At 64.9% G+C, this 25698-nt stretch carries 29 protein-coding genes; 12 read left to right on the plus strand and 17 right to left on the minus strand.

Annotated elements, in window-relative coordinates; translation table 11 throughout:
• Positions 1 to 20 precede the first annotated feature (20 nt).
• On the plus strand, positions 21 to 404 hold the full coding sequence (locus QMX96_RS00265; protein WP_043864179.1) for a hypothetical protein: 384 nt from the start codon (positions 21 to 23) through the stop codon (positions 402 to 404).
• On the opposite strand, the gene QMX96_RS00270 is transcribed toward QMX96_RS00265, so the two are convergent.
• Positions 405 to 1241 carry a S1-like domain-containing RNA-binding protein gene (locus QMX96_RS00270; protein ID WP_043864180.1) on the minus strand — a complete coding sequence of 279 codons (837 nt, stop codon included), beginning with the start codon at positions 1239 to 1241 and terminating at the stop codon, positions 405 to 407.
• Between the two features lie 186 nt (positions 1242 to 1427).
• Here QMX96_RS00270 and QMX96_RS00275 point away from each other — a divergent pair, with 186 nt between their 5' ends.
• Entirely contained in the window at positions 1428 to 2216 is a 789-nt protein-coding gene (locus QMX96_RS00275; RefSeq protein WP_282360721.1) for a DUF6279 family lipoprotein, read from the plus strand.
• A gap of 31 nt (positions 2217 to 2247) precedes the next feature.
• Here QMX96_RS00275 and aceK read toward each other — a convergent pair whose 3' ends face one another.
• Positions 2248 to 3969: a bifunctional isocitrate dehydrogenase kinase/phosphatase gene (aceK, locus tag QMX96_RS00280; protein ID WP_282360390.1), complete on the minus strand. Its 1722-nt coding sequence runs from the start codon at positions 3967 to 3969 to the stop codon at positions 2248 to 2250.
• Positions 3970 to 4214: 245 nt separating this feature from the next.
• Between aceK and QMX96_RS00285 the strand changes: the two genes are divergently transcribed.
• The gene (locus QMX96_RS00285) at positions 4215 to 5120 is read left to right on the plus strand and encodes a DMT family transporter (RefSeq protein ID WP_043864183.1); all 906 of its coding nucleotides are present in this window, start codon (positions 4215 to 4217) and stop codon (positions 5118 to 5120) included.
• On the opposite strand, the gene QMX96_RS00290 is transcribed toward QMX96_RS00285, so the two are convergent.
• From QMX96_RS00290 to cysK, 3 genes are all read right to left on the minus strand, one after another.
• Positions 5102 to 6001: a DMT family transporter gene (locus QMX96_RS00290; RefSeq protein WP_043864184.1), complete on the minus strand. Its 900-nt coding sequence runs from the start codon at positions 5999 to 6001 to the stop codon at positions 5102 to 5104. The genes QMX96_RS00285 and QMX96_RS00290 overlap by 19 nt on opposite strands.
• Before the next feature lie 372 nt (positions 6002 to 6373).
• Positions 6374 to 7309, minus strand: a complete 936-nt coding sequence (locus QMX96_RS00295; RefSeq protein WP_043864185.1) for an aspartyl/asparaginyl beta-hydroxylase domain-containing protein — start codon at positions 7307 to 7309, stop codon at positions 6374 to 6376.
• A gap of 171 nt (positions 7310 to 7480) precedes the next feature.
• Entirely contained in the window at positions 7481 to 8455 is a 975-nt protein-coding gene (cysK, locus tag QMX96_RS00300) for a cysteine synthase A (protein ID WP_043864186.1), read from the minus strand.
• A 130-nt stretch (positions 8456 to 8585) separates the two neighbouring features.
• Here cysK and QMX96_RS00305 point away from each other — a divergent pair, with 130 nt between their 5' ends.
• The 3 genes from QMX96_RS00305 to QMX96_RS00315 all read left to right on the plus strand — a co-directional run bounded on the left by QMX96_RS00305 (position 8586) and on the right by QMX96_RS00315 (position 11880).
• Positions 8586 to 9659: a DUF748 domain-containing protein gene (locus QMX96_RS00305; RefSeq protein ID WP_282360395.1), complete on the plus strand. Its 1074-nt coding sequence runs from the start codon at positions 8586 to 8588 to the stop codon at positions 9657 to 9659.
• A 178-nt stretch (positions 9660 to 9837) separates the two neighbouring features.
• Positions 9838 to 10683 (plus strand): MoxR family ATPase, encoded by an 846-nt coding sequence (locus QMX96_RS00310; protein WP_043864188.1) that lies wholly within the window; start codon positions 9838 to 9840, stop codon positions 10681 to 10683.
• Positions 10684 to 10701: 18 nt separating this feature from the next.
• Positions 10702 to 11880: a VWA domain-containing protein gene (locus QMX96_RS00315; RefSeq protein ID WP_253087235.1), complete on the plus strand. Its 1179-nt coding sequence runs from the start codon at positions 10702 to 10704 to the stop codon at positions 11878 to 11880.
• A 40-nt stretch (positions 11881 to 11920) separates the two neighbouring features.
• Here QMX96_RS00315 and QMX96_RS00320 read toward each other — a convergent pair whose 3' ends face one another.
• The 6 genes from QMX96_RS00320 to QMX96_RS00345 are packed head-to-tail and all read right to left on the minus strand — an operon-like array spanning position 11921 to position 16153.
• Positions 11921 to 12841 (minus strand): biotin-dependent carboxyltransferase family protein, encoded by a 921-nt coding sequence (locus QMX96_RS00320; protein ID WP_196932133.1) that lies wholly within the window; start codon positions 12839 to 12841, stop codon positions 11921 to 11923.
• On the minus strand, positions 12838 to 13533 hold the full coding sequence (pxpB, locus tag QMX96_RS00325) for a 5-oxoprolinase subunit PxpB (RefSeq protein WP_210014570.1): 696 nt from the start codon (positions 13531 to 13533) through the stop codon (positions 12838 to 12840). Before pxpB ends, QMX96_RS00320 begins: the two co-directional genes overlap by 4 nt.
• Complete coding sequence (locus QMX96_RS00330; RefSeq protein ID WP_058541522.1) at positions 13530 to 14282, minus strand: 5-oxoprolinase subunit PxpA; 753 nt, start codon at positions 14280 to 14282, stop codon at positions 13530 to 13532. The genes pxpB and QMX96_RS00330 overlap by 4 nt, the downstream gene beginning before the upstream one ends.
• 44 nt (positions 14283 to 14326) lie before the next feature.
• Entirely contained in the window at positions 14327 to 14848 is a 522-nt protein-coding gene (locus QMX96_RS00335; protein WP_054914961.1) for a DUF2937 family protein, read from the minus strand.
• A gap of 12 nt (positions 14849 to 14860) precedes the next feature.
• On the minus strand, positions 14861 to 15637 hold the full coding sequence (locus QMX96_RS00340) for a class II glutamine amidotransferase (protein ID WP_043864194.1): 777 nt from the start codon (positions 15635 to 15637) through the stop codon (positions 14861 to 14863).
• A 24-nt stretch (positions 15638 to 15661) separates the two neighbouring features.
• A complete protein-coding gene (locus QMX96_RS00345) occupies positions 15662 to 16153 on the minus strand; it encodes an MFS transporter (protein WP_100634621.1) in 492 nt (163 codons plus the stop codon).
• A gap of 84 nt (positions 16154 to 16237) precedes the next feature.
• On the opposite strand from QMX96_RS00345, the gene QMX96_RS00350 reads away from it, so the two are divergent.
• Positions 16238 to 18289 carry a S9 family peptidase gene (locus QMX96_RS00350; RefSeq protein ID WP_282360407.1) on the plus strand — a complete coding sequence of 684 codons (2052 nt, stop codon included), beginning with the start codon at positions 16238 to 16240 and terminating at the stop codon, positions 18287 to 18289.
• Positions 18290 to 18425: 136 nt separating this feature from the next.
• Positions 18426 to 18899, plus strand: a complete 474-nt coding sequence (locus tag QMX96_RS00355) for a cyclic nucleotide-binding domain-containing protein (RefSeq protein WP_088514493.1) — start codon at positions 18426 to 18428, stop codon at positions 18897 to 18899.
• On the opposite strand, the gene QMX96_RS00360 is transcribed toward QMX96_RS00355, so the two are convergent.
• Positions 18896 to 19174: a hypothetical protein gene (locus QMX96_RS00360; protein ID WP_043864198.1), complete on the minus strand. Its 279-nt coding sequence runs from the start codon at positions 19172 to 19174 to the stop codon at positions 18896 to 18898. The two genes, QMX96_RS00355 and QMX96_RS00360, sit on opposite strands and share 4 nt — an antisense overlap.
• Before the next feature lie 126 nt (positions 19175 to 19300).
• Here QMX96_RS00360 and QMX96_RS00365 point away from each other — a divergent pair, with 126 nt between their 5' ends.
• From QMX96_RS00365 to QMX96_RS00375, 3 genes are all read left to right on the plus strand, one after another.
• Positions 19301 to 19675, plus strand: coding sequence for a YajD family HNH nuclease (locus tag QMX96_RS00365; RefSeq protein ID WP_282360410.1), 375 nt, complete (start codon positions 19301 to 19303; stop codon positions 19673 to 19675).
• 65 nt (positions 19676 to 19740) lie between these two features.
• Entirely contained in the window at positions 19741 to 20211 is a 471-nt protein-coding gene (locus QMX96_RS00370) for an RNA methyltransferase (protein WP_043864200.1), read from the plus strand.
• A gap of 66 nt (positions 20212 to 20277) precedes the next feature.
• The gene (locus tag QMX96_RS00375; RefSeq protein WP_043864201.1) at positions 20278 to 20643 is read left to right on the plus strand and encodes a DUF2892 domain-containing protein; all 366 of its coding nucleotides are present in this window, start codon (positions 20278 to 20280) and stop codon (positions 20641 to 20643) included.
• Here the strand turns inward: QMX96_RS00375 and QMX96_RS00380 are convergent.
• Together QMX96_RS00380 and QMX96_RS00385 are read right to left on the minus strand one after the other, a co-directional pair.
• Entirely contained in the window at positions 20640 to 21860 is a 1221-nt protein-coding gene (locus QMX96_RS00380) for a hypothetical protein (protein WP_282360412.1), read from the minus strand. The two genes, QMX96_RS00375 and QMX96_RS00380, sit on opposite strands and share 4 nt — an antisense overlap.
• A gap of 23 nt (positions 21861 to 21883) precedes the next feature.
• The gene (locus QMX96_RS00385) at positions 21884 to 22330 is read right to left on the minus strand and encodes a YcgN family cysteine cluster protein (RefSeq protein WP_043864203.1); all 447 of its coding nucleotides are present in this window, start codon (positions 22328 to 22330) and stop codon (positions 21884 to 21886) included.
• Positions 22331 to 22482: 152 nt separating this feature from the next.
• On the opposite strand from QMX96_RS00385, the gene QMX96_RS00390 reads away from it, so the two are divergent.
• Entirely contained in the window at positions 22483 to 23076 is a 594-nt protein-coding gene (locus tag QMX96_RS00390; RefSeq protein ID WP_043864204.1) for a nitroreductase family protein, read from the plus strand.
• A 99-nt stretch (positions 23077 to 23175) separates the two neighbouring features.
• On the opposite strand, the gene QMX96_RS00395 is transcribed toward QMX96_RS00390, so the two are convergent.
• The 3 genes from QMX96_RS00395 to rnd form a co-directional block, all read right to left on the minus strand.
• Positions 23176 to 24108, minus strand: a complete 933-nt coding sequence (locus QMX96_RS00395; protein ID WP_274096455.1) for a D-2-hydroxyacid dehydrogenase — start codon at positions 24106 to 24108, stop codon at positions 23176 to 23178.
• 78 nt (positions 24109 to 24186) lie between these two features.
• Positions 24187 to 24480 (minus strand): YcgL domain-containing protein, encoded by a 294-nt coding sequence (locus tag QMX96_RS00400; protein WP_043864206.1) that lies wholly within the window; start codon positions 24478 to 24480, stop codon positions 24187 to 24189.
• Complete coding sequence (rnd, locus tag QMX96_RS00405; protein WP_043864207.1) at positions 24477 to 25610, minus strand: ribonuclease D; 1134 nt, start codon at positions 25608 to 25610, stop codon at positions 24477 to 24479. The genes QMX96_RS00400 and rnd overlap by 4 nt, the downstream gene beginning before the upstream one ends.
• Between the last annotated feature and the right edge of the window lie 88 nt (positions 25611 to 25698).

Consider the following 25698-nt stretch of genomic DNA (forward strand, 5'->3'; position numbering starts at 1 on the left):
CGTCACCCGTAGGAACCTGCATGAAACTCGACAAACCCACCGCCATCGCCCGTCGCAACCAGGCGCTGGAACGCCCTGTGCTCAACAGCGACAACACCCTGTTTGCCGTGCTCGATACCAAGCGCAGCCTGTGGTGGTTCGATGTGCCGGTGAAGCTGGTGCTGCCCAAGAGCGTGGCCGACTGGGTCAACCTGCTGCTCTACACCCCGGAGACCGACCAGTTGCAGCACCTCAAGGTGCCGGTCAACTTCCTGCGTGCGCACCTGGAGAAGATGGAAGTACGCAAGCCGGGCAAGCGTCGCTCGACCATCAGCCTGGCGCTGAGCGCCGACCGCGACTCGCTGCTGCAGGACTTGCGTCCAGGCGGCGAAAACCTGAGTTTTGCCGCCTTCGTGCAGGTCTGATCAGACCAGTTCGATGCGGTCGGCGTGAATCACGATGCGCCCGTCCTTGTACAGGGCGCCGATCGCTTTCTTGAAATTGCCCTTGCTCACCCCGAACAGGTCGCTGATCACCTGCGGGTCGCTCTTGTCGCTGACCGGCAGCACGCCGTTGGCGGCCTTGAGCTTGTCGAGGATCTTGTCGTTCAGCGTGCTGGCCAGGGCCTGGCCGACCGGCTGCAGGCTCAGGGCGATCTTGCCGTCGCTGCGCAGCTCCTTGATGTAGCCCTTCTCCTGCTTGCCCGAACGCAAGAACTTGAACACTTCGTTCTTGTGGATCAGGCCCCAGTGCTTGTTGTTGATGATGGCCTTGAACCCCATCGGGGTTTCCTCGACCACCAGCAGGTCGACTTCCTGGCCCACGCTGTAGTTGGCCGGCAGCTTGTCGAGGTAGCGGTCCAGGCGCGCGGTGGCGGTGATGCGCCGGGTGCGCTTGTCGAGGTAGGCATGCACCACGCAGTACTCGCCCGCCTTCATCTGGCGTTTTTCTTCGGAGTACGGCATCAACAGGTCCTTGGGCAGGCCCCAGTCGAGGAAGATGCCGATGCTGTTGATTTCCACCACCTTGAGGCTGGCGAACTCGCCCACCTGCAGTTTGGTCTTCTCGGTGGTGGCGATCAGCTTGTCTTCGCTGTCGAGGTAGACGAAGACGTTGAGCCAGTCCTCGACCTCGGTGGGCGTGTCCTTGGGGATGTAACGGTTGGGCAGCAGGATCTCGCCGTCCGCCCCGCCGTCCAGGTACAGACCGAAATCCGTGTGCTTGACCACTTGCAAAGTGTTGTAACGCCCAACTAAAGCCATTTGCTGAAATCCTCGTTGCGAGGCTGGCATTCTACACGCTACGGGAACCGCCAGGCGCGCCGTTGTTCTATAAACACAAGCACGCCCCTGCAAGGATATGCACCCATGGATGCCTGCCTGTCCACGTTGTTTCGCTGCCTTTCGCTGCTGGTGCTGTCGACGCTGCTGCTGGTCGGCTGCAACCGCATGGACCTCGCCTACCGCAACCTCGATGTACTGGTGCCCTGGTCGCTGAGCGACTACCTGAGCATGAATCGCCAGCAGAAAGGCTGGCTGGACGAACGACTCAAGGCGCACCTGGCATGGCATTGTCGTACACAGCTGCCGGGCTATCTGACATGGCTGGGCGATATTCGACAGATGGTCGCGCACAACGAGGTCACCGACGCGCAGCTAAGGCTGCGCACCGAGCAGGCCAAGCAGGCCATCGCCGAGGTGGCCGACCAGATCATGCCGTCGGCCACGCAGCTGCTGCGCGGCATGGACGACCAACAGGTCAGCGACATGCGCGAGGCGTTTGCCGAAGACATTCGCGAGCGCGAGGCCAAGTACGTGAAGACGCCGCTGGCCAGGCAGATCGAGCAGCGCCAGCAACGCATGGAAAAACGCCTGACGCCATGGCTGGGCGAACTGAACCCGCAGCAGCGCCTGCGCGTGGCGCAGTGGTCACAGGCGTTGGGCGAACAGAACCGTCAGTGGATCGCCAACCGCGCACACTGGCAGGCGCAGTTCACTGCGGCGATGGAGCAACGGCGCAGCGAGGCATTCGAACCAAGGCTGGAACAACTGCTCAAGCAGCGCGAAAGCCTGTGGACGCCGGAGTACCGCATGGCCTACCAGCGTACCGAACAGGAGGCGCGCAGCCTGCTGGTGGACCTGATGGCGCAGAGCAGCGAGCAGCAACGTCAGCACCTGCAGGGCAGGCTGGCCAAGGTGCAGCAGGACTTCAGCAAGCTCAAGTGCCTGCAATCCTGAACCGATTCGCCGGCAAGGCCGGCGAAGCTGCTCAGTTCTCCCGGCACTTGCGCCGGTACGGGAACACATCGATCACCTTCCCCTCCCGTATCGCCGCCTGCAGCCCCTTCCAGTAATCGGCGTCATACAACTCGCCATGCAGCTGGCTGAACAGGCGCCGCTGGCCGATATCGGCAAACAGGAACGGCGGGAACTCCTCGGGGAACACGTCCAGCGGCCCGATCGAGTACCACGGCTCACTGGCCATCTCGTCCTCGGGGAAACGCGGCGGCGGGATATAGCGGAAGTTGGCTTCGGTCAGAAAGCAGATCTCGTCATAGTCATAGAACACCACCCGCCCATGCCGGGTAACGCCAAAGTTCTTCAGCAGCATGTCGCCGGGGAAGATGTTCGCCGCCGCCAATTGCTTGATCGCCAGCCCGTAGTCCTCCAGCGCCTCGCGCACCTGGGCCTCGTTGGCGTTTTCCAGGTACAGGTTCAGCGGGGTCATGCGCCGCTCGGTCCAGCAGTGGCGGATAAGCACCGTGTCGCCCTCCACCACCACGGTCGACGGCGCCACTTCCAGCAACTCGGCCAGGCACTCGGGCTCGAACTTGCCCAGCGGGAAGCGAAAGTCGGCGAACTCCTGGGTATCGGCCATGCGCCCCACGCGGTCGACGCTCTTTACCAGGCGGTACTTCTCGATGACCGTGGCGCGGTCGACACTCTTGGACGGCGAGAAGCGGTCCTTGATGATCTTGAACACGGTGTTGAAGCCCGGCAGGGTGAACACGCTCATGACCATGCCGCGCACGCCGGGGGCCATGATGAAGCGGTCGTCGGTACTGGCCAGGTGGTTGATCAGCGCCCGGTAGAACTCGGACTTGCCGTGCTTGTAGAAACCGATGGAGGTGTACAGCTCGGCGATGTGCTTGCCCGGCAGGATGCGCTTGAGAAAGCCCACGAACTCGGCCGGCACCGGCACATCGACCATGAAGTACGAGCGAGTGAACGAGAAGATGATCGACACATCGGCTTCATCGGTGATCAGCGCATCGATTTCGATGCCGTGGCCTTCGTGGTGCAGCAGCGGAATCACCAGCGGCCACTGTTCATCGTGGGTGAACAGCCGGCCCACCAGGTAGGCCCCCTTGTTGCGATAGAGCACCGAGGAAAACAGCTCCACCTGCAGTTGCGGGTCCTTGCACACCCAATCGGGCAGGTTCTCGCGCAACTGCGCCTCCAGGCGCGCCAGGTCGCCAGGCAGGTCGGCGAAGGGCACCGCGAAGGCGTAGTCGGCGAAGACCTGCGCGAGCATCTCGCCCAGCCCGCCCTGGGGGCGGTAGGTGCGGGTCTGCGCGGCGCGCTCATGGGCGCGCAGTGCCGGGCGCGTGGTATGGATGAACATGCAGCCGTCGCTGATCAGGTCATGGCTGAACAGGCTGCAGAAGATCGAGTTGTACCAGGTTTCGGAAAGCTCATCGTCCAGGCGCGGGTCGATCAGGCTGATGTAGGCGCTCTTGACCAGCGGCCAGAACGTCGCATCCAGCAGAACCTCGGGCTCGAAAGCGCCGGCCAGCCAGCCGCTGACCTCGCAGACCTTTTCCTCGTAGAGATTGATACGTGCCGCCGAGGCCGTCTGGATCTGCTGCCATTGCGCGAGCTCGAAGCGTTGGCGTGCCCCGTCGGTGATCTGGCGAAAGTGCTCACGGTAGCTGTCGAAGCCATCGAGAATCATCCGGGCGATGGCGGCGGCCGGCCATTGTTGGGGCATGGGTAAGACCTCTGCGGGAATTTCAAAGACCTGAGCTTAGCCAGTCACGCAAGGCTGCGATAGCCTACTTAGGAACCGTTTCGCGCCCTTCGCCGGCAAGGCCGGCTCCTACAGATGCCGCCCCCACAGCAGGAGCCAGCGGTGCTGGCGAAAGCGCCCGAATTGACACCGCAAGAAAGCGAGAGAGCCCACCCTGGCTTTTACCGTAAACTCCCGCCCCTGCCCCTGTTACCCGGAGAACCCCCGTGAGCCCCATCGCCATCACCCGACTGTTGATTCTCGCTGCCGTGTGGGGGGCCAGTTTTCTGTTCATGCGCATCATTGCGCCGGTGCTGGGCACCCTGCCCACCGCCTTCTTTCGCGTCTCCATCGCCTGCGCCGGGTTGCTGGTGATTCTCGCCCTGCTGCGCGTGCGCTGGGACTTCCAGGGCAAACTCAAGGCCTGCCTGTTTCTGGGCATGATCAACTCGGGAATACCCGCAACGCTCTACTCGGTGGCCGCACAGGTGCTGCCCGCCGGCTACTCGGCGATCTTCAACGCCACCACGCCGCTGATGGGCGTGCTGATCGGCGCGCTGTTCTTTCGCGAGGCCATGACCCTGCCCAAGCTGGGCGGCATCTTCCTGGGCCTGTTCGGGGTCGGGATTCTCAGTGGTGCGGGGCCGGTGGCCTTCGACGCCAGGCTCATGCAGGGCGCCCTCTCGTGTCTGGCGGCCACCACCTGCTATGGCTTCTCGGGGTATCTGGCGCGGCGCTGGCTCGACCAGCAGGGCGGCCTGGACAGTCGCCTGTCGGCGCTGGGCAGCATGATGGGCGCCACCTTGCTGTTGCTGCCGCTGTTCGGCTTCAGCGTGATCACCCAGCCACCTGCCAGCTGGGGCGGCTGGCAGGTGTGGTTGTCGCTGCTGGGGCTGGGCCTGTTGTGCACCGCCTTCGCCTACATCCTGTACTTTCGCCTGATCAGCGAAATCGGCCCGGTAAAATCCACCACCGTGACCTTCATGATCCCGGCCTTCGGCGTGCTGTGGGGCGCGTGGCTGCTGGACGAGCCCCTGTCGATGGCGCACCTGTATGGCGGGCTGCTGATTGCCGTGGCCTTGTGGCTGGTGCTCAAGCCGGCCCGCCAGGCCCGTCAGCTGGTCAGCGACTGATCCACCGTGTCAGGCTTGGTCGCGGGCTTGCGGAACACGAACAGCAGGCCCACCACGATCAAGCCCATGCCCAGCAGGCTCAAGGCCGCCAGGCGATTGCCGAAGATCAGGTAGTCCATCACCGCCGTCACCGCCGGCACCAGGTAGAACAGGCTGGTGACGTTGACCAGATTGCCCTTGGCGATCAGCCGGTACAGCAGCAAGGTCGCCAGCAACGACACCACCAGGCCCATCCACAGCACCGAGAACACAAAGCTGGCATTGGGGTTGACCGCCAGCGGCTGGAACGGTGCAAACAGCGCGCACATCAGCAGCCCCGCCAGGTACTGCAAGGGCAGCGTGCCCACCGGGTTGCTGGTGATGCGCTTCTGCATGATCGAGCCGAACGTCATGCTGGCCAGCGCCAGCAGCGCGAACAGCATGCCCGCCAGCGAGATGCCGCCCAGGCCGATGCCCTGGTACACCACCATCACCAGCCCGATCAGCCCCAGGCTCAGGCCGAACAGCCGGCTGAACGAACGCTTGCGCTCCATCAGCACCACCGTGAGGATAGGCTGCACGCCCATCACGGTGGCCATGATGCCGGGCGTCACCTTCAGGTCCAGCGCCAGCAGGTAGAAGATCTGGTAGGCGCCGAGCAGCACGCAGCCGGTGGCGATGGCTTGCAGCAACGGGCCGCGACCGCGTGGCCAGTGCAGGCGCAGCAACGGGCCGAGCAGCAGCAGGCCGACAAAGGCAATCGCAAAGCGGATCAGCAGAAAGGCAAAGGGCGAGGCCTGCGCCAGGCCGAGCTTGGAAACGATGGCGCCGCTGCTCCAGAGCAGGACGAACAGGCTGGTGGTGGCCGCCGAGGCCACGGATTGTTTCGAGATAACTGACATGAAATGCCACCTGTATTCGGGCAAGTAAGCCGAACGGTCGAGCTGCGCGGTGCAGCCGGCCGTATTCAGTAGGGTTCAGGTGTGGTGGGGGCGCAGCCAGTGGCCGCTCAGCCCAGCACTACAACCACGCCGGGTGGTGCGACAACGCACGCCACGGGGCTACTGACAGGTGGTGGGTAGTGGCTGATCATGACCGGCTGCTGGGACCCACGCACGACCACGACCGCGTCGGGCGCGGTAGCGAATACGGTGGTGGGGCAGGAAGCTGGCATGTGCAGGTCTTCGGTGAGGTGAACTGTGGGTGAATATAGCCACACTCGCGACACGGTGCAAGGCCCGCCCCGGCAGGGGCCAACCTTGCACCGAGTGTGGTCAGAACAGCCAGCGGTACAGCAGGTAAGCAACCAGCACCGCCAGCACCGGGCGCAGCACGCGGTAGGCCTTGGGGTTGGCGCGCTTGAAGGTCTTGACCCGGCTGCTGATCACGGTACTGAAGCGTTTGCTCCAGGCATACGCCTGGTTGATGCCGCCCACGCGCTCGTCGTCGGTGTTCTGCGGCGCGGTGGCCCGGCCCAGGAAGGCACTGACCTTGCGGTTGATGCGGGTCATCAGCGGGCTGGTCAGCGGTCGCTCGATATCGCAGAACAGGATCACCCGGGTGGTCTCGGTTTCGTTCTTCACCCAGTGCACGTAGGTTTCATCGAACATCACGTCTTCGCCATCGCGCCAGGCGTACACCTGGCCGTCGACATAGATGCGGCAGTCGTCCGAGTTCGGCGTGGACAGCCCCAGGTGATAGCGCAGCGAACCGCCGAATGGGTCGCGGTGCGGGTTCAGGTGGCTGCCGCCCGGCAGCAGGGCGAACATCGCGCCCTTGACGTTGGGGATGCTGTTGACCAGCTCGACGGTGCGGGGGCACAGCGCCTCGGCCGATGGCAGCGCCTTGTCGTACCACTTCAGGTAGAAGCGCTTCCAACCCTTCTTGAAGAACGAACCGAAGCCGGCATCGTTGTCTTTTTCGGCGGCTCGGATGTAGCCCTCGTCGAACAGGTGCATGGCCTCCTCGCGGATCACCTGCCAGTTGTCCTTGAGCACGTCCAGCTCGGGGAAGCGGCTACGGTCCAGGTAGGGCTTGGAAGGCACCCCCGAAAACAGGTACATCAGGGCGTTATAGGGGGCGAACAGCGCCGAATGGTTGACGAACTGGCGCAACACGGGCAAACGCGCCTTGCCGCGCAGGTGCACGTACAGGGTGCTGCCGAAGAACAGCAGCAGTACACCTGCCTTGGCGACAAAGGAAAAGGTCATGCAACACTCCTTGAATTTCGATCAGGCCATCGCTGCCGGATAATCGGACATGATAAACCGATCCGGCCCCGGTAAAAACAACCGGGGCCGGACATTCAGTGTTGGCAATTGTGCAACAACGCAGTGCGCCGAACATTGAGGCGGATCAGCCTCGGTGGAGCCTGGCGGTGGTTACTGCTGGTTTTCCTGCTCGGTGAACAGGTCGCTGAAGAGCATGCTGGACAGGTAGCGCTCGCCCGAATCGGGCAGGATCACCACGATGGTCTTGCCCTGCATTTCCGGCTTTTCGGCCAGGCGTACCGCCACGGCCATCGCCGCGCCACAGGAGATACCGCACAGGATGCCTTCCTCCTGCATCAGGCGCAGGGCCATGGCCTTGGACTCCTCGTCGCTGGCCAGCTCGACCTGGTCGACCATCGACAGGTCCAGGTTGTTGGGTACGAAACCTGCGCCGATGCCCTGGATCTTGTGCGGGTTGGGCTTGATTTCCTGGCCGGCCAGGGCCTGGGTGATCACCGGAGACACCAGCGGCTCGACCGCCACCGACAGAATCGGCTTGCCCTGGGTGTTCTTGATGTAGCGCGACACACCGGTGATGGTGCCGCCGGTGCCCACGCCGGCAACCAGCACATCGACCCCACCGTCGGTGTCGTTCCAGATTTCCGGACCGGTGGTCTTCTCGTGAATGGCCGGGTTGGCCGGGTTGTCGAACTGCGCCGGCATGAAGTAGGTGGCCGGGTCGCTGGCTACGATTTCGGCGGCCTTCTCGATCGCGCCCTTCATGCCCTTGGCAGGCTCGGTCAGCACCAGCTCGGCACCCAGCGCCTTGAGTACCTTGCGCCGCTCGATGCTCATCGAGGCCGGCATGGTCAGCATCAGCTTGTAGCCGCGCGCAGCGGCCACGAAGGCCAGGCCGATACCGGTGTTGCCCGAGGTCGGCTCGACGATGGTCATGCCCGGCTTGAGCCGGCCGCTGCTTTCGGCGTCCCAGATCATGTTCGCGCCGATCCGGCACTTGACCGAATAGCCGGGGTTGCGCCCCTCGATCTTGGCCAGGATGGTCACGCCCCGCGGGGCGATGCGGTTGATCTGCACCAGCGGCGTGTTGCCGATGGAGTGCGCGTTGTCAGCGAAGATACGGCTCATGGCTTGGGTCCTTTTGGCACCGTGCGAAAACTTCAAGGGTATGCCTGCCCCTGCGGTGCGTCCACCCCGAACGAACCGATGCGCCCATGCGGCGGTCAACCGATCATCCTCAATCACGGAACCCACGCCGATGAAACGCCGCTACCGCTGGCCCCTGTGGGGGCTGCTGGGCATTGCACTGTTGCTGCTGGCCCTGCACCTGACGCTGCCGATCCTAGTACGCAACTACTTGAACGAAAAGCTCGCCGACATGGGCGACTACCGCGGCCAGGTCACCGATGTCGACCTGGCCCTGTGGCGGGGTGCCTACAAGATCAACGGCCTGACCATCGTCAAGACCACGGGCAAGGTGCCGGTGCCGTTTCTGGAGGCGCCGCTGATCGACCTGTCGGTGAGCTGGCATTCACTGTGGTACGACCATGCCGTGGTGGCCGAAGTGACCTTCCTGCGCCCGAAACTGAACTTCGTCGATGGCGGCAACACCCAGGCGTCGCAGACCGGTAAGGGCACCGACTGGCGCGCGCAGCTGAGCAAGCTGCTGCCGATCACCCTCAACGAGCTGCGCATAGACGACGGCACCCTGACCTTTCGCAACTTCAATTCCAAACCGCCGGTCAGCCTTGAAGCGACCCAGCTCAACGCCAGCGTCTACAACCTGACCAACGTGGTGGACGTCGAAGGCAAGCGCGACGCCCGCTTCGAGGGCAAGGCCCGGCTGCCGGGCGACGCGCGGGTGGAAAGCACGGCCACCTTCGACCCGCTGAGCAACTTCGAGGACTTCCAGTTCCGCCTGCGCGCCACCGGCATCCAGCTGCGCCAGATGAACGACTTTGCCAGCGCCTACGGCAAGTTCGACTTCAATGCCGGGCACGGCGACGTGGTGATCGAGGCCGAGGCGAACAAGGGCCAGCTCAAGGGCTACATCAAGCCGTTGTTGCGCGATGTCGAAGTGTTCAACTGGCAGCAGGACGTGGAGAACAAGGACAAGGGGTTTCTGCGCTCGATCTGGGAAGCCCTGGTGGGCGGTACCGAAACGGTGCTCAAGAACCAGCGCAAGAACCAGTTCGCCACGCGCGTGGAGCTCAGCGGCAGCGTGCATCACAGCGATATCAGCGCGTTCGAGGCGTTTTTGCAGATTCTGCGCAACGGCTTCGTGCAGGCATTCAATGCGCGGTATGAACAGGGGCCGCCGAAAGCTGACTGATCCATCGCGGTACTGGCCCTTTCGCTGGCAAGCCAGCGACGAGGCCAGGCCTGCCACCCCGGTTCCATGACCAATCATCCACAGACTGAATACCCCGTCCGCGTTCACAGCCACGCAAGCCCCGCGTTATAGTCGTCGCATGATAGTCACCGCATGACCATTTTTTGAGGATCGGTACATGAAGTTCGAAGGCACCAGCGCATACGTCGCCACAGATGACCTGAAACTGGCCGTCAATGCGGCGATCACCCTGGAGCGCCCGCTGCTGGTCAAGGGCGAACCCGGCACCGGCAAGACCATGCTCGCCGAGCAACTGGCCGAAGCCTTCGGTGCCAAGCTGATCACCTGGCACATCAAGTCCACCACCAAGGCCCACCAGGGCCTCTACGAGTACGATGCGGTCAGCCGCCTGCGCGACTCGCAGCTGGGCGTGGACAAGGTGCACGACGTGCGCAACTACCTGAAAAAGGGCAAGTTGTGGGAGGCCTTCGAAGCCGAGGAGCGGGTCATCCTGCTGATCGACGAAATCGACAAGGCCGACATCGAGTTCCCCAACGACCTGCTGCAGGAACTCGACAAGATGGAGTTCTACGTCTACGAGATCGACGAGACCATCAAGGCCAAACAGCGCCCGATCATCATCATTACCTCCAACAACGAGAAGGAACTGCCCGACGCCTTCCTGCGCCGCTGCTTCTTCCACTACATCGCCTTCCCCGATCGCGCCACGCTGCAGCAGATCGTCGACGTGCACTACCCCAACATCAAGCAGGACCTGGTCAGCGAGGCGCTGGACGTGTTCTTCGACGTGCGCAAGGTGCCGGGCCTGAAGAAAAAACCCTCCACCTCCGAGCTGGTCGACTGGCTCAAGCTGCTGATGGCCGACAACATCGGCGAAGCGGTACTGCGCGAGCGCGACCCGACCAAGGCCATCCCGCCGCTGGCCGGTGCGCTGGTCAAGAACGAGCAGGACGTGCAGTTGCTGGAGCGCCTGGCGTTCATGAGCCGGCGCGGCAACCGCTGAGCCAACGGGGTCATTGCCATGCTGCTGAACCTGTTCAATGAAATGCGCGCGGCCAAGGTGCCGGTGTCGGTACGCGAGTTGCTCGACCTGCTCAATGCCTTGAAGCAGCGGGTGACCTTCGCCGACATGGACGAGTTCTACTATTTGGCGCGCGCCATCCTGGTCAAGGACGAGCGCCACTTCGACAAGTTCGACCGGGCCTTCTCGGCCTACTTCAAGGGCCTTGAAAACCTCGACCACCACCTGGAGGCGCTGATCCCCGAAGACTGGCTGCGCAAGGAATTCGAGCGTTCCCTGACGGATGAAGAGCGTGCGCAGATCCAGTCTCTGGGCGGTCTGGACAAGCTGATCGAAGCGTTCAAGAAACGCCTGGAAGAACAGAAGGAACGCCATGCCGGCGGCAACAAATGGATCGGCACCGGCGGTACCAGCCCGTTCGGCTCGGGCGGCTTCAACCCCGAGGGCATTCGCGTGGGCGATGCCGGCAAGCGCCAGGGCAAGGCGGTCAAGGTATGGGACCAGCGCGAGTACAAGAACCTTGACGACGGGGTGGAACTGGGCACGCGCAACATCAAGCTGGCCTTGCGCCGGCTGCGCAAGTTCGCCCGTCAGGGCGCGGCCGAAGAGCTGGATATCGACGGCACCATCGACCACACTGCGCGCGATGCCGGGCTGCTCAACATCCAGATGCGTCCGGAGCGGCGCAACAGCGTGAAGTTGCTGCTGCTGTTCGACATCGGCGGTTCGATGGACGCCCACGTGAAGATCTGCGAAGAGCTGTTTTCGGCCTGCAAGACCGAGTTCAAGCACCTGGAGTACTACTACTTCCACAACTTCGTGTACGAGTCGGTGTGGAAGAACAACCTGCGCCGCACCTCCGAGCGCACCTCGACCATGGACCTGCTGCACAAGTACGGCGCCGACTACAAGGTGGTGTTCGTGGGCGATGCGGCCATGGCGCCCTACGAGATCACCCAGCCCGGTGGCAGCGTGGAGCACTGGAACGAGGAAGCCGGGTATGTGTGGATGCGCCGCTTCATGGAGAAGTACAAGAAGCTGATCTGGATAAACCCCTACCCCAAGGACACCTGGGGCTATACCGCTTCGACCAACATCGTGCGCGAGCTGGTCGAGGACCGGATGTTCCCGCTGACCTTGCGCGGGCTGGAGGAAGGGATGCGGTTTCTCTCCAAGTAGCGGTGAACCCTTCGCCGGCCTTGCCGGCGAAGAGGCCCTGTCAGTCGGCAAACCTCTGCAGATAAACCTGCTGCTCTCGCCATGCCATCTCCTGCACCACGGCCCGCAACCGCACCACACGCCCCGGCAGCAACTGCGCCAGGCCGGCCAGCGCCAGCGGGGTCAGCGCCCCCAATCGCGGATAGCCGCCAATCGTCTGCCGATCATTGAGCAACACGATCGGCTGCCCATCCGGCGGTACCTGCACCGCGCCCAGCGGTATCCCCTCCGAGATCATCGGCTGCCCCTGATACTGCAACGCCGGGCCCAGCAGGCGCATGCCCATGCGGTCGGCGCGGGTGTCCAGGGTCCAGTCGCGGTTGAAGGCATCGAACAGGCTCTGCCCGGCAAACTCGCCGATCTGCGCCCCCATCACCAGGTCCAGCACGGTGCAGGTACCAGGCACGGGTCGAAGCCCTTCGGGCACCTCACGCACACCCGGCGCGTTGCCGGCGTAGCCCAGGCACTCGCCTCGGGCCAATGCCCTGCCCAGTCCCGTCAGCCCGCCCAGCTCCTCGCGCACCACCGTAGCGCAACTGCCCAGCACCTGCGGCGCAGCGAATCCCCCTGGCGCCGCCAGGTAGGCCCGCACACCCTGCAGCGGCTGGGTGAACTGCAGGCGCTGCCCCTTGTCCATCACGAAACTGCGCCACGGCGCCAGCGGCTGGTCGTCGAGCCGTGCGCCCAGGTCAGCACCGGCCAGTGCCAGGCAGCACGCCTGCTCGGCCACCAGCGTCAGCCCGCCCAGGGTGATCTCCACCACCGCCGCCTGCGGTGCATTGCCCAGCAGCCAGTTGGCCCAGCGCATCGATACCCAGTCCAGACCACCGCCCTGGGTCACGCCCAGGTGGCGCACGCCAAAGCGCCCGGAATCCTGCAACAGGCACAGCGGCGTGCTGGCCTCGATCAGCAAGCGGCTCACGGCGACACCTGCAGGGGCGTGTCGTCGCCGCCGAGTGCAAGGAATTCGGCACGCTCCACCGCCACGAAGCGCACCCGGTCGCCCGGCTGCAGCAGGCTGTAGCCCTCACGCTGGCGATCGAACAGGCGGCTGGGGGTACGCCCGATCAGGTTCCAGCCCCCGGGCGACACCGCCGGGTAGGCCGCCGTCTGGCGCTCGGCGATGCCCACACTGCCGGCTGCCACGCGCTTGCGCGGGGTGGCCAGGCGCGGCGCGGCCAGCGCCTCCTCGACCAGCCCCATGAACGCGAAACCCGGGGCGAAGCCCAGGGCGAACACCTGGTACTCGCGCGCGCTGTGGCGGCGGATCACCCCCGCCACGGAGTCGCCGCTGCGCTGCGCCAGCAAGGCCAGCTCGGGCCCGACGCTGGGGTCGTACCACACCGGAATGTCGTGGCGCTGCCCTGCCCCGCCCTCGTCGGGGCGAAGACCTTCGAGCGCCTGCGCGATACGCTCGCGGGCCTGGGTGGGCGACAGGTCGAAATGCACCATCACGGTGGTGTACGACGGCACCAGATCGATCAGCTGCGCCGCAAAGGCTGCACGCAGACGCTGAGTGGCAGCGAGCATCCAGGGCATGTTGGACTCGTCGATCGCATCGAACAGGCGCACCATCAGGCAATCGACAGCAACCACCTCGACGCGCCACTTCATGGCGCCGCCTGCGCATCGAGAGCCTGACGAATCTGCCGCACCGCAGCCACCGAGCTGGCATTGTCGCCATGCACACACAGCGTATGGGCCTGCAGGCGCAGTGCGCTGCCATCACTGGCAACCAGCGGTTCGCCCCGTGCCAGGCGCAGGGCCTGCTCGACGATCAGGGCCGGGTCGTGGTGCACGGCACCGGGCAGGCGCCGCGACAGCAGGCGTCCGGCGGGGTCGTAGGCACGGTCGGCAAAGGCCTCGAACCACAACGTGACGCCATATTCGTCACCCAGTGCCTGGGCCGCGCGATTGTCGGCCGTGGCCATCAGCATCAGCGGCAGGCTGCGGTCGTAGGCGGCCACCGCCTCGATCACCGCACGCAGCTTGCCCGGCTCGGCCATCATGTCGTTGTACAGCGCGCCGTGGGGTTTGACGTAGGCCACCTGGGTCTTCTGGGTACGGCAGATACCGTCCAGCGCGCCGATCTGGTAATGCAGCAGGTCGCGAATCTCTTCATTGCTGCAGGCCATCGAGCGGCGCCCGAAACCGGCCAGGTCCTGGTACGCCGGGTGCGCCCCCACCAGCACGCCCCCGGCCACGGCCAGCGCCACGGTGGCGCGCATGATGCCCGGGTCGCCAGCATGAAAACCGCAGGCGATGTTGGCGCAATCGATAAAGGGCATCACTTCGGCATCCAGCCCCATGCTCCAGCTGCCGAAACTTTCACCCATGTCGCAATTGAGTAGCAGGCGGCTCACGCGCGTTGCTCCTGTGTCGGGTGGGGGGGCGGCCCGGAGGCCGTCTAGCGCCAGCTCGGCTCCACCGGCTTGCGCCGACCGCCGAGGATCGCCCAGCCGATCAGCATCAGCAGGCTCTCGATCACCAGTGCCAGCAGCATGGCGCTGGCCAGGCCCCAGGCCATCGCCTCGGGCGCCAGCAGGATCTGGTAGCTGTAGCCCTTGAGGGTTTCCTCGCGCAAGGCCGGGTCGGCCGCCACCAGTACGTGCCAGGTGCGTACCAGCCACGGGCGCTGCAGGGTCTGCCACTCTTCTTCGAGCAGGCGATTGCGCGCCACCAGGCTGTCGATGCTGTCGGCATCGCTGTTGAACACCGGGTCGTCGCTGGCACGGTAGTGACGTACCAGCGCCTGCAGGTCGCCATTGAAAAAGCGCTGCGCGGTCTGGTTGAAGCCCTTGAGGCCCTCGCGCGATTCGAGCAGGTGCGCCTCGACCCGCTGGGTGTAATCGTTGATCAGCCCGGGGATCTGCACACCGACCAGCAGGCCGAAGGTAAACAACAGCAAACGCAGGTAACTTCTGAACATGAAGGCTGATCCTTAGCTGGCCTGACCCTGGGCAATGCATTCACCGCGCCGCCACAGGCCCCACTGGCCAGGCTCGTAGCGGTGCCAGATCTCGTCCTCGGTCAAGGCCTCGGTGGCAATGACGGTGACCACGTCGTTGGGCGTGGTCTCGGCCTGGAAGTCGACGATCATGTCCACGTCCTTGAGCCGCGCCGGGCCGAACGGTGCGCGCCGGGTGATGTGTACCAGCTTGGTCGAACAGAAGCAGAACAGCCAGTCGCCATCGCTGAGCAGGCAGTTGAACACGCCCTTGCCACGGAACTCGGCGCAGGCCTGCACCAGCACCGGGATCAGCTCCTCGACCTCGACCGGCTCGGGGAATGCCTCGCGGATGCGGTTGAGCAGGTCGCAGAAGGCGGCCTCGCTGTCGGTATCGCCCACCGGGCGGTAGAAGGTGCGTTGCCCCTGGAAGTCGCCCAGCTGGCCGTTGTGTGCGAAGCACCAGTTGCGCCCCCACAGTTCGCGCACGAACGGGTGGGTGTTGGACAGGCATACCTTGCCCACGTTGGCCTGGCGAATGTGGCCGATGACCACCTCGCTCTTGATCGGATAACGCTGCACCAGGTTGGCGACTTCCGACTCGCAGCTGGCCGCCGGGTCCTGGAACAGGCGCAGGCCACGGCCTTCATAGAAGCCGATGCCCCAGCCGTCACGGTGCGGCCCGGTACGTCCGCCACGCTGCATCAGCCCGGTGAAGCTGAACACGATATCGGTAGGGACATTGGCGCTCATGCCCAGTAATTCACACATGCAGGGGTCGCTCCAGGGCGGATCTTACAAACGCGGTTCGAGGCGCTCGCGGCTGCCGCCGGCGGGTGCTTCAGGGGGTTCGCTGCGGTAGCGGTCACGGCTGTCGGCGGCGAACGGCTGGTCGTCCAGCGGCTCGTCGGCATCGCGCCTGGCGGCGGCTTCGGCAGCGGCGCGGCGGGCCTTGGCACGGCGCTCCAGCGGCCAGCGCAGCAGCACGAACACGGCATACAGGATGAACGCGATCATGCCGTACATGGCCAGGTCGGACGCGGCGCGCAGCACGTTGTTGCCGACCTTGAAGGCCAGGTCCAGGGCAGTGATGGCAATGGCCGGGGCGAACTTCTCCTTCACCGGGTCGATGATGGTCGGGGTCAGCAGCAGCACTGCCATGATCACCCGCAGCGGCTCGCGCAACCAGCGCCACATCCACGCGGTCAGGCGAAAGCCCACCAGCAGGCAACCCAGGGCGGCCAGGGCATAGAGTCCCCAGGCGAGCAGATAATCGTTCTCGGTCATGGCGTCCGTGGCAAGCTAGGCAAATAGATGCTTATGATAACGACTTTTCAGCGCGCAGGCGCGCCCCAGCAAAGAGAACCCCGCATGTCCGCAGCTGCCAACGCCCCCCAAGCCCCGATCGCCCGCCAGGATGCCGGCACCGATCCCTATGCCTGGTTGCAGGCCCGGGACACCCCCGAGGTGCTGGCCTACCTGAACGCGGAAAACGCCTATCAGGAGGCGCAACTGGCCGACCAGGCCGGGTTGCGCGAGCAGCTGTTCGAAGAGATCCGTGGCCGCATTCTCGAAACCGACCTGTCGCTGGCCTCGCCCTGGGGCCCCTACCTTTACTACACCCGCACCACCGCCGGCGACGAGTACCCGCGTCATTACCGCTGCCCACGCCCGGCAGACGATTCGCCGACGGTCGATGAAAGCCGCGAAGAGCTGCTGCTGGACCCCAACCTGCTGGCCGCCGGTGGCTTCCTCAGCCTGGGCGCCTTCAACATCAGCCCCGACCACCAGCGCCTGGCCTACAGCCTGGATACCAGCGGCGACGAGGTCTACACCCTGTACGTCAAGGACCTGGCCAGCGGCGCGGTCGAGCAGCTGCCGTTCGAAGACTGCGACGGCAGCATGACCTGGGCCAACGACAGCCAGACGCTGTTCTTCGCCGAACTGGACGACACCCACCGCCCGCACCGGCTGATGCGTCATCGCCTGGGCACCCAGGGGGCGGTGCAGGTGTTCGAGGAGGCCGACGGTCGCTTCTTCCTGCACTGCTACCGCGCCAGCTCCGAGCGCCAGCTGATCCTGCTGCTCAACAGCAAGACCACCAGCGAGGCCTGGGTACTGGATGCGCACACCCCGGAACAGGCGTTCACCTGCCTGGCACCACGGGTCGAAGGCCATGAGTACTACCCTGACCATGGCCAGTTGAACGGCCACTGGCACTGGTTCATCCGCAGCAACCAGCAAGGCATCAATTTCGCCCTGTTCCACGGCCCGGCCGACACCCTGCCAACCCACGAGCAGTGGCAGGTACTGGTGCCGCACCGCGACACCGTGATGCTCGAGGGGCTGACCCTGAACGCCAGCGCCCTGACCCTGAGCCTGCGCGAGGGCGGCCTGCCGATCATCGAGGTGCGCCCCCACGGCCTGCCCACCTACCGCGTCGAGCTGCCGGATGCAGCCTACAGCCTGTACGTGCAGGACAGCCTGGAGTTCGACAGCCCACGCATCCGTCTGCGCTACGAAGCGCTGAACCGCCCTGCGCAGGTACGCCAGCTGACGCTTGCCGATGGTCAGCAGCAGGTGCTAAAGCAGACCCCGGTGCTCGGCCCGTTCGACCCTGACGCCTACGTCAGCCAGCGCCTGTGGGCCACCGCCGGCGACGGCACGCAGGTACCGATCAGCCTGGTTCAACGCCGTGAGGACCTCGGCAAGCCGGTGCCGCTGTACCTGTACGGCTACGGTGCCTACGGCGAAAGCCTGGACCCGTGGTTTTCCCATGCGCGCCTGAGCCTGCTGGAGCGCGGCGTGGCCTTCGCCATTGCCCACGTGCGCGGCGGCGGCGAACTGGGCGAGGCCTGGTACCGGGCCGGCAAGCAGGAGCACAAGCCCAACACCTTCAGCGACTTCATCGCCTGCGCCGAACACCTGATCGCCACCGGCGTGACCGATGCCGAGCACCTGGCGATCAGTGGCGGCAGTGCCGGCGGGCTGCTGATCGGCGCGGTGCTCAACCAGCGTCCCGAGCTGTTCAAGGCGGCGATTGCCGAGGTGCCGTTCGTCGACGTGCTCAACACCATGCTCGACCCCGATCTGCCGCTGACCGTCACCGAGTATGACGAGTGGGGCAACCCGCAGGAGCCCGAGGTGTATGCGCGCATCAAGGCGTATGCGCCCTACGAGAACGTGAAGGCCCAGGCCTACCCTGCCCTGCTGGTGGTGGCTGGTTACAATGACAGCCGCGTGCAGTACTGGGAGGCGGCCAAGTGGGTGGCCAAGCTGCGCGTGCACAAGACCGATGACAACCTGCTGCTGCTCAAGACCGAGCTGGGCGCCGGGCATGGCGGCATGAGCGGGCGCTACCAGGGGCTCAAGGACGTGGCACTGGAGTACGCGTTCGTATTTAAAGTGCTGGGCCTGGTGTAATTCAGGATTTCTGTTGTCTGAATCAGCAATTCGCCGGCAAGGCCGGCTCCTGCAAGCTATGCACTGGCCATTGCAGGAGCCGGCCTTGACGGCGAAAACCAGACACCACAAACCTCCAAGAAAAAGACCAACCGCGATGCCCGACCCGACCTCCCTGAACAACGAAATTCGCGACATGCTCATGGACTGCGGCCTGTTCGACCAACTGCTGCCGCCTGACTTTCAGACCGCTGCCGGCTACTTCAGCATCAGCACCATCGCCCAGGGCGAGGAAATCTTCCACGAAGGCGATGCCGGCACCTTCATGTGCATCATCCACTCGGGCCAGGTATCGGTACGCAAGACCGACCCCGACGAGCATCAGGTGGAGATCGCCACCCTGCGCAAGGGCCGCGCCTTTGGCGAGATGGCCGTGCTGGACGGCGAACGCCGATCGGCCAGCTGCGTGGCCGCCAGCGACTGTCAACTGCTCAACCTGGGCAAGGACTCACTGGAAAAAATGCTCAACGAAACGCCCAAGGTGGCCGCCAAGATCATCCGCGCCCTGGCCGTGGCACTGTCGCGTCGCCTGCGCATGCTCGACGGCCAGCGTCTCTCGCAGCAGGTCTAGCCCTCGCGCGGTTTGTCCTTGCCGGCATCCGGCGCAAGCCCTGGCAGCGGCTGGTCCTTCGGCGGGCTGGGCAAGGGAATCGGCGGCAACAGCGGCGCACCCGACGAGCCCTGCCCTGCACGAGGGATGGTCGACGGGGCCACCTGCGGGTAAGGGGTGGGCGTGGGCGTACCCGGTGCACCCGGTACCGGTGCGAGGGTGCGTGGCTGCAGGTCCGCAGCCTGGGCCTGGCCGAGCCAGGCAATCAACAGCAGGGCAATGCTCGCATGGCGCATGGGGCGGGCTCCTGGAGAGTGCTACCTACAGGCTACGCGCAAGCGCTGCGGTTTGCCTGTCCGAAATGCCCGTCATGGCGCTAAACTTCACGGCATAACCGTAACAAGCCCGAGAAAGGTACAACCATGAGTTCGGCAACCTCTTCCGCCGCCGCCACCGCGCGGCTGGACCGCATCCTCGCCGATGCCAAGCGCGACAAGGAAATGGGCTACCGCGACAAGGCCCTGCGCATGTACCCCCACGTGTGCGGCCGCTGCGCCCGCGAATTCACCGGCAAGCGCCTGAGCGAACTGACCGTGCACCACCGCGACCACAACCACGACAACAACCCCCAGGACGGTTCGAACTGGGAACTGCTGTGCCTGTACTGCCACGACAACGAGCACTCGCGCTACACCGACCAGCAGTACTTCAGCGAAGGCTCCACCGCCAGCCCAAGCATCGCCAAAGCCACCCATAACCCGTTCGCCGGGCTGGCTGGTCTGCTCAAGAAAGACTGACCCTGCGCCCCACCCGTGCCGGCAAGCCCGTATAATCGCGTCTTTTTTCTCAAGGGCCCCGGCACGTGGCGAACAAACGGTACAGCTGCATTGGTCTGTTCAACCCCAAATCAGCGGAGAACGTCGGTTCGGTGATGCGTGCGGCGGGTTGCTATGGCGTGAACTCGGTGTTCTACACCGGCAAGCGCTACGAGCGCGCCCGCGACTTCGTCACCGACACCAAGCGGGTGCACTATGACATCCCGCTGATCGGCATCGACGACCTGCAGAAGATCATCCCGCTGGGCTGCACACCGGTTGCCGTCGAACTGGTCGAGGGTGCCCGCCCGCTGCCCGAATACACCCACCCCGACCGCGCGATCTACATCTTCGGCCCTGAAGACGGCTCGCTGGATGCCGACGTGCGCGCCTGGTGCGAAGAGACCATCTACATCCCGACCAATGGCTGCATGAACCTCGCTGCCACCGTCAACGTGGTGCTCTACGACCGCATGGCCAAGGGCCTGAACACCCGCTCCGGGCCCAAATTCAAGTAATCCGGGGGAACGTCCTGGCAGCCCTGGCGGTCTGCTGACTATCCATGCCCCCACAGGAGTACGACCATGTCCCAGAACAAGACCCTGACCCTGGCCACACCGTTTCAGAGCAAGACCGAACACAACGTGCAAGGCTGGGAGCGCGCTGGCTCCCTGGCCACGGGTGTGGTGATGGTCGGCAAGGGGCTGCGTCGCGGCGGTTTCTTCGGCCTGATCCAGATCGCCATCGGCGGCGTGGCGCTGGCCCGGGGCATCACCGGACACAGTTCGGCCAAGAGCCTGATCGAGCGCGGGCGCCGCGACCTGGATCAGATCCGCAGCAAGATCGAACGCACCGGTGAAGAGCTCAGCGTGCTGAAGGCCAATGCGCAAGCGGCCACCCACAGCGCCACGGTCACCGGCAACGACTCGCTCAAAAGCCCCAAGGCCTAACGCAACAGCTTGGTGTCCAGCACCTCGGAGCCACGCCCCAGCACGTTTTCACTGAGCTGGATGAACTCCGCGGTGCTGACGCTGTTGAGGCGCATCAGGCCCTGGGTCACGTCGTCCAGCGAACGCTGGTTATGCGTGTGCAGGCGGATCTCGCGGTCCAGCGCCTGCAGCAGCAACACCGCACGGGCCACCCCCGCATCGGTGATCTGCTTGCCGCGCAGCGTGGTGACCTTTTCACCCTGCCTGGCCAGCCGGGCCTGCACCGCCTGGTAGCGGTCCTCGGTGATGCCGCCGGCACGGCGCAGCAGTTCGATGCCGTAGTATTCGGCCAGCCCCTCGCCAATCCAGTCACTGCGCTCCTGGTCGTTGACCTGGGCGAACACCCGCACCAGTTCGCGCAACAACGGGCTGCTGCCGTTCTCGTTGACCAACGGGCGATTGCTGTTGAGGTAGATCGAGTGGTAGCCGGCCCGGGTGCCGCGCCACAACTGGTCGCGGGCGCCCACCAGCAGCAGCTTGGGCGGGTTGCGCGGGAACACGCTCTGCAGCTGTGGCCACACGAAGGTCAGCAGGGTCAGGGTGTCCATGCGCCGCAGGCCCTGGCCCTGGGGCCCGGCGACGGTGACTTCGGTCTCGCCCAGACGGGTGCGCCGGCTGCCCAGGTTGCCGGCGAGCATCCAGCCGGTAGGTCGGTCGAACAACCGCGAAGGGTTGTCGATGCGGAAACGCTGCTTGCCAATCCGCGGCCAGGGCGTTTCGACACTCTTCCAGTCGCCCGGCAACTCGAACACCAGGCGCGCGACCAGCTCGGTGCCGTCCTGCTGGTCGAGGCGCGCGGCAGGCACCAGGTCATCGCCCCGGAACAAGGCCCATTGCGCAGTGATGCGGCTGTCGTAGCCGGCGTTCTTCAGGGCATGGTTAAGCTGTACCCGGTAGCTCAGGCTGGACACTCCTGCCCCCGGCTGCCACAGGCCACGGCGTGCTCCGGCCTGCAACTGCCAGGCGCCATCGGCCTTGAAATCGCTGTAGACGGCTTCCTTGCCCAAGTCGAAATCCAGGCTGCGCACCGCTGCGCCGTCGGCCAGGGTCAGGCGCACCTCGGCCTGCCCGCTCTGGGGCAGCAGGCGCACGTGGTAATCCAGATCGACCTTCTTCGCCCAAGCGCCATGGCTCGCCAGCAACAGCGCAGCCCCCAGCAAACAGCGACGTATCTCCATTCACATCCCCTTGCGCCGCAGCCTCAGCCGGCGCGGAAAATCAGATAGTCTTCCCAATCGTCTTCGGCCACGCTGTCTTCACTGAGCATGCGGCCAGACCACGAAATGCGTTGCTTGTGCACCTGCTCGCGATCGCCACTGACCAGGTGATGCCAGCTGGGCAGGTCCTTGCCCTCGCTGACCAACCGATAGCCACAGGTGGGCGGCAGCCACTTGAACTGGTCGGCCTTGCCCGGGGTGAGCTGGATGCAGTCGGGTACCGAGGCAAAGCGGTTGGGGTAATCGCTGCACTGGCAGGTCTTGAGGTCGAGCAGCTTGCAGGCAATGCTGGTGTAGTAGACGCTGTTGTCGTCTTCGTCCTCGAGCTTTTGCAGGCAGCACAGGCCGCACCCATCGCACAGCGACTCCCACTCCTGGCGATCGAGCTGATCGAGGGGCTTGCTGATCCAGAAGGGTTGGGTGGCAGGCATGGTGCGTTTTGTCCTGTTTCAATTCAAGTGCGCGCGCGTGGCGGCGCCAGTCTAGGGCGTGTGGCCGGGCTTTGCCAGACCGCTTGTCAGGGCTGGCGCCACGCAGTAGTTTGACAGGCTGTGTGTTTCCCCACCCCGTCAGGAACCCCTCCATGAGTGCCAACCCTCGCGTTGCCGACTATGCCATTGCCGAGCAGTTCATCCAGCGCTGGTCGCCCCGGGCGTTTACCGCCGAACCGATTGCCGAAGACACCCTGCTGAGCTTCTTCGAAGCGGCGCGCTGGGCCCCCTCGGCCTACAACTCGCAGCCGTGGCGCTTTCTGTTCGCGCGCCGTGACACGCCGAACTGGGAGCGCTTCCTGGGCCTGCTCAACGAATTCAACCGCAGCTGGGCCCAGCACGCCTCTGCGCTGGTGCTGGTGATTTCCAAGACCACCTTTACCGCCCCTGGCGCCAGCGAAGAAACCCCGGCGCTGTGGCACACCTTCGACACCGGCTCGGCCTGGGGCCACCTGGCGTTGCAGGCCAGCATCAGTGGCTGGCATACCCACGGCATGGCCGGGTTCGACCAGGCGCTGGCGCGCAAGGAGCTGAAGATTCCGGACGGCTATGAACTGCATGCGATGGTCGCCATCGGCAAGCTGGGCGACAAGGCGAGCCTGGCCGAGTACCTGCAGGCCCGTGAAGTGCCAAGCCCGCGCAAGCCGTTGAGCGAGCTGGCGGCCGAGGGTGATTTCAGCCTGTAGGGCTGAAGTTCGCGGCGCCCCTTTCGCCGGCAAGGCCGGCGCCTAAAGGATCTCCTGTAGGCGCCGGCCTTGCCAACGAAGGCTGCGACGCGGTTTCAGTCAGTAGCCCCGCTCGAAATCCACCTCGCCACGCAACGCCTGCCCCGCCTCGTATGCCCGCAGATTCTCCACGAACAAACGCACCATCGCCGTCGGCGAGGTCGGCGCCGAGCTGTGCCCGGTCAGCAGCAGGCCCCAGGCGGTCCAGAACGGATGACGCTGCGGCAGCGGCTCCTGGCGGCAGACATCGATCACCGCGCCCGCCAGGTGCCCCAGCTTCAGCGCCTCGACCAGGTCGGCATCGACCACCGATACCCCACGCCCGGCATTGATGAACAGCGCCTGGGGGTTGAACCTGGCGAACAGCGCGGCGTTGTACAGGTCGTGGGTGACAGGCGTGTCGGGCAGCAGGTTGACCACATAATCCACCTCGCCCACCAACCGCCCCAGCTCATCCAGGCCGGCCACCTCGACAAACGGCGCCTGTACGCGGGCCTGGCTGGCCACGCCATACAAGGTGACACCGAAGGGCAGCAGGAACTCGGCAACCTGCTGGCCGATGTCACCGGTGCCCACGATCAGCACGCGCCGCCCTTCCAGGCTGCGCCCCAGGCGCCCGTCCCACTTGCGTTCCACCTGGCTGAGCACGCGCGCGAGCACCTCGCGCTCATGGCCGAGCATGTAGGTGAGCACGTACTCGGCCATCACCTGGCCAAAGATGCCCACCGCCCGCGTCAGACGATAGCCACGCGGCAAGCCGTCGACCAACAGCGGGGTGATGCCGGCCCAGGTCGACTGCACCCAGGCAGGGCCGTGGCCCTGACGCAGCAGGGTGGCCAGCAGATCGGGCTGGCCGAGCCACACCGGGCACTCTGCTGCCAGCTTCGACAGTTCGGCAGAGTCGCCGCTGGTCACTACCTCGAGGTCCGGTGCCATCTCGCGCAGCAGGCGAGCGTAAAGGGCATGATCCTGTTCAACGATCAGAACGCGCATGTTTTGGATAACCTTGGCATAAACCACGGCGCTGGCCCGCTCACTGCGCGGGCCGCGCCATGCAAGACAGAAAAAAGCTCAGACCGGGTCGTTGCGCCGCAACAGCTCTTCGGGAAGATGCTCGATGTACTCGTCTTCAAGTGGCGGCATCTGCAGGTGGTAGCCCTGCTTCTCCAGATTGGCCAGCACCTGGGTGATGTCTTCGCGGGCCAGTTGGCGTTCGGGGGTCAACACCAGGTCGAAGGCATGCACCGGCTTGCCAAAGGCCGGCAGCAGCCCCTCGGGCACGCGCTCCAGGCCATCGGCCTTGAGCACGTAGAGGTACATTTCATTCTTGCGCGGGCTCTTGTAGATCGAGCAGATACGTTTCATGGCTGGTCTCCGGTGCCGGCCAGGCAATCGAGCAGCGCCTGGCCCATCCGCTCGCGGCGCCAGCCGCGCAACGAATCAGGCAGTTGATAGGGCCCGTTGGGGTAGCCGCTCTTGAGCAGCGCCTCGAGGGTTTTCTTTCGCAGCATCAGTTCGGGCGCGATGCCCAGGCGCTCGCCTTCGGCCTGGCCGATGGCACGCAGCTGCTTGAGCAGCGCCGAAGCCTCGATCGGCAAGGGCTCGGGCAGGGCCGGCGGCCACTCGCTGGGCGGCACGCTGGCGGCCTTCTTGATCAGCTCGAGCAGGAACTCGCCATCCTGGCGAATGGTGCGCGGGTGCATGTCTTCGATCTTGGCCAGGGCCGACAGATTGTCGGGCTGGGTACGGGCCAGAGGCCACAGCGATTGCTCGCGCAGCACCCGGTTGCGCGGCAGGTTGCGCGCACGCGCCTCGCGTTCGCGCCAGGCGCACAGCTCGCGCAGTACCGCCAGTTGCGCACGCGACAGCTTCCAGGCCAGCTTGGCATCACGGTACAGCTCGTAGGGGTCGGTTTCGCGGCGCAGTTGGGCTACCAGCTCGGCGCCGTCTTCCAGCACCCAGGCATTCTTGTCTTCGGACAGCTGCGGGCGCAGGCGCTCGTAGACTTCGGCCAGGTGCACGGCATCTTCGGCGGCGTAGCTGACCTGGGTTTCCGACAGCGGGCGCTGCAGCCAGTCCGAACGGGTCTCGCCCTTGGGCAGCTCGATGCCGAGTACTTCCTGCACCAGTCGCGAGTAGCCCATGGAGAACCCGAGATTCAGGTAGCCGGCGGCCAGTTGGGTGTCGAACAGCGGCGCCGGCAGGCTGCCGGTCAGGCGCATCAGCACTTCGAGATCTTCGCTGCAGGCATGCAGCACCTTGGTCACGGCGCTGTCTTCGAGCAGCTCGGCCAGCGGCTGCCAGTCGCCGATCAGCAACGGATCGATCAGAAAGGCACGCTGCCCGTCGCCGACCTGGATCAAACCGGCGATGGGGTAAAACGTGTCAACCCGCATGAATTCGGTATCAAGCGCTACATAAGGCAACTGCCGCCACTGTCGGCAGTGCTCGGCCAGGCTGCGGTCGTCGCAAATCCAGTGAATATCGATGGCCACAAGGCTCTCCCACGAACAATGGCGCGCAGTATATACGGCGCAGGCCACCGCCGGGAAACCGCTCGACCGCCGTTCCCTCGCCAGCCTG

The organism is Pseudomonas sp. PS01300, from assembly GCF_029960155.1.
GTDB lineage: Bacteria > Pseudomonadota > Gammaproteobacteria > Pseudomonadales > Pseudomonadaceae > Aquipseudomonas > Aquipseudomonas palmensis.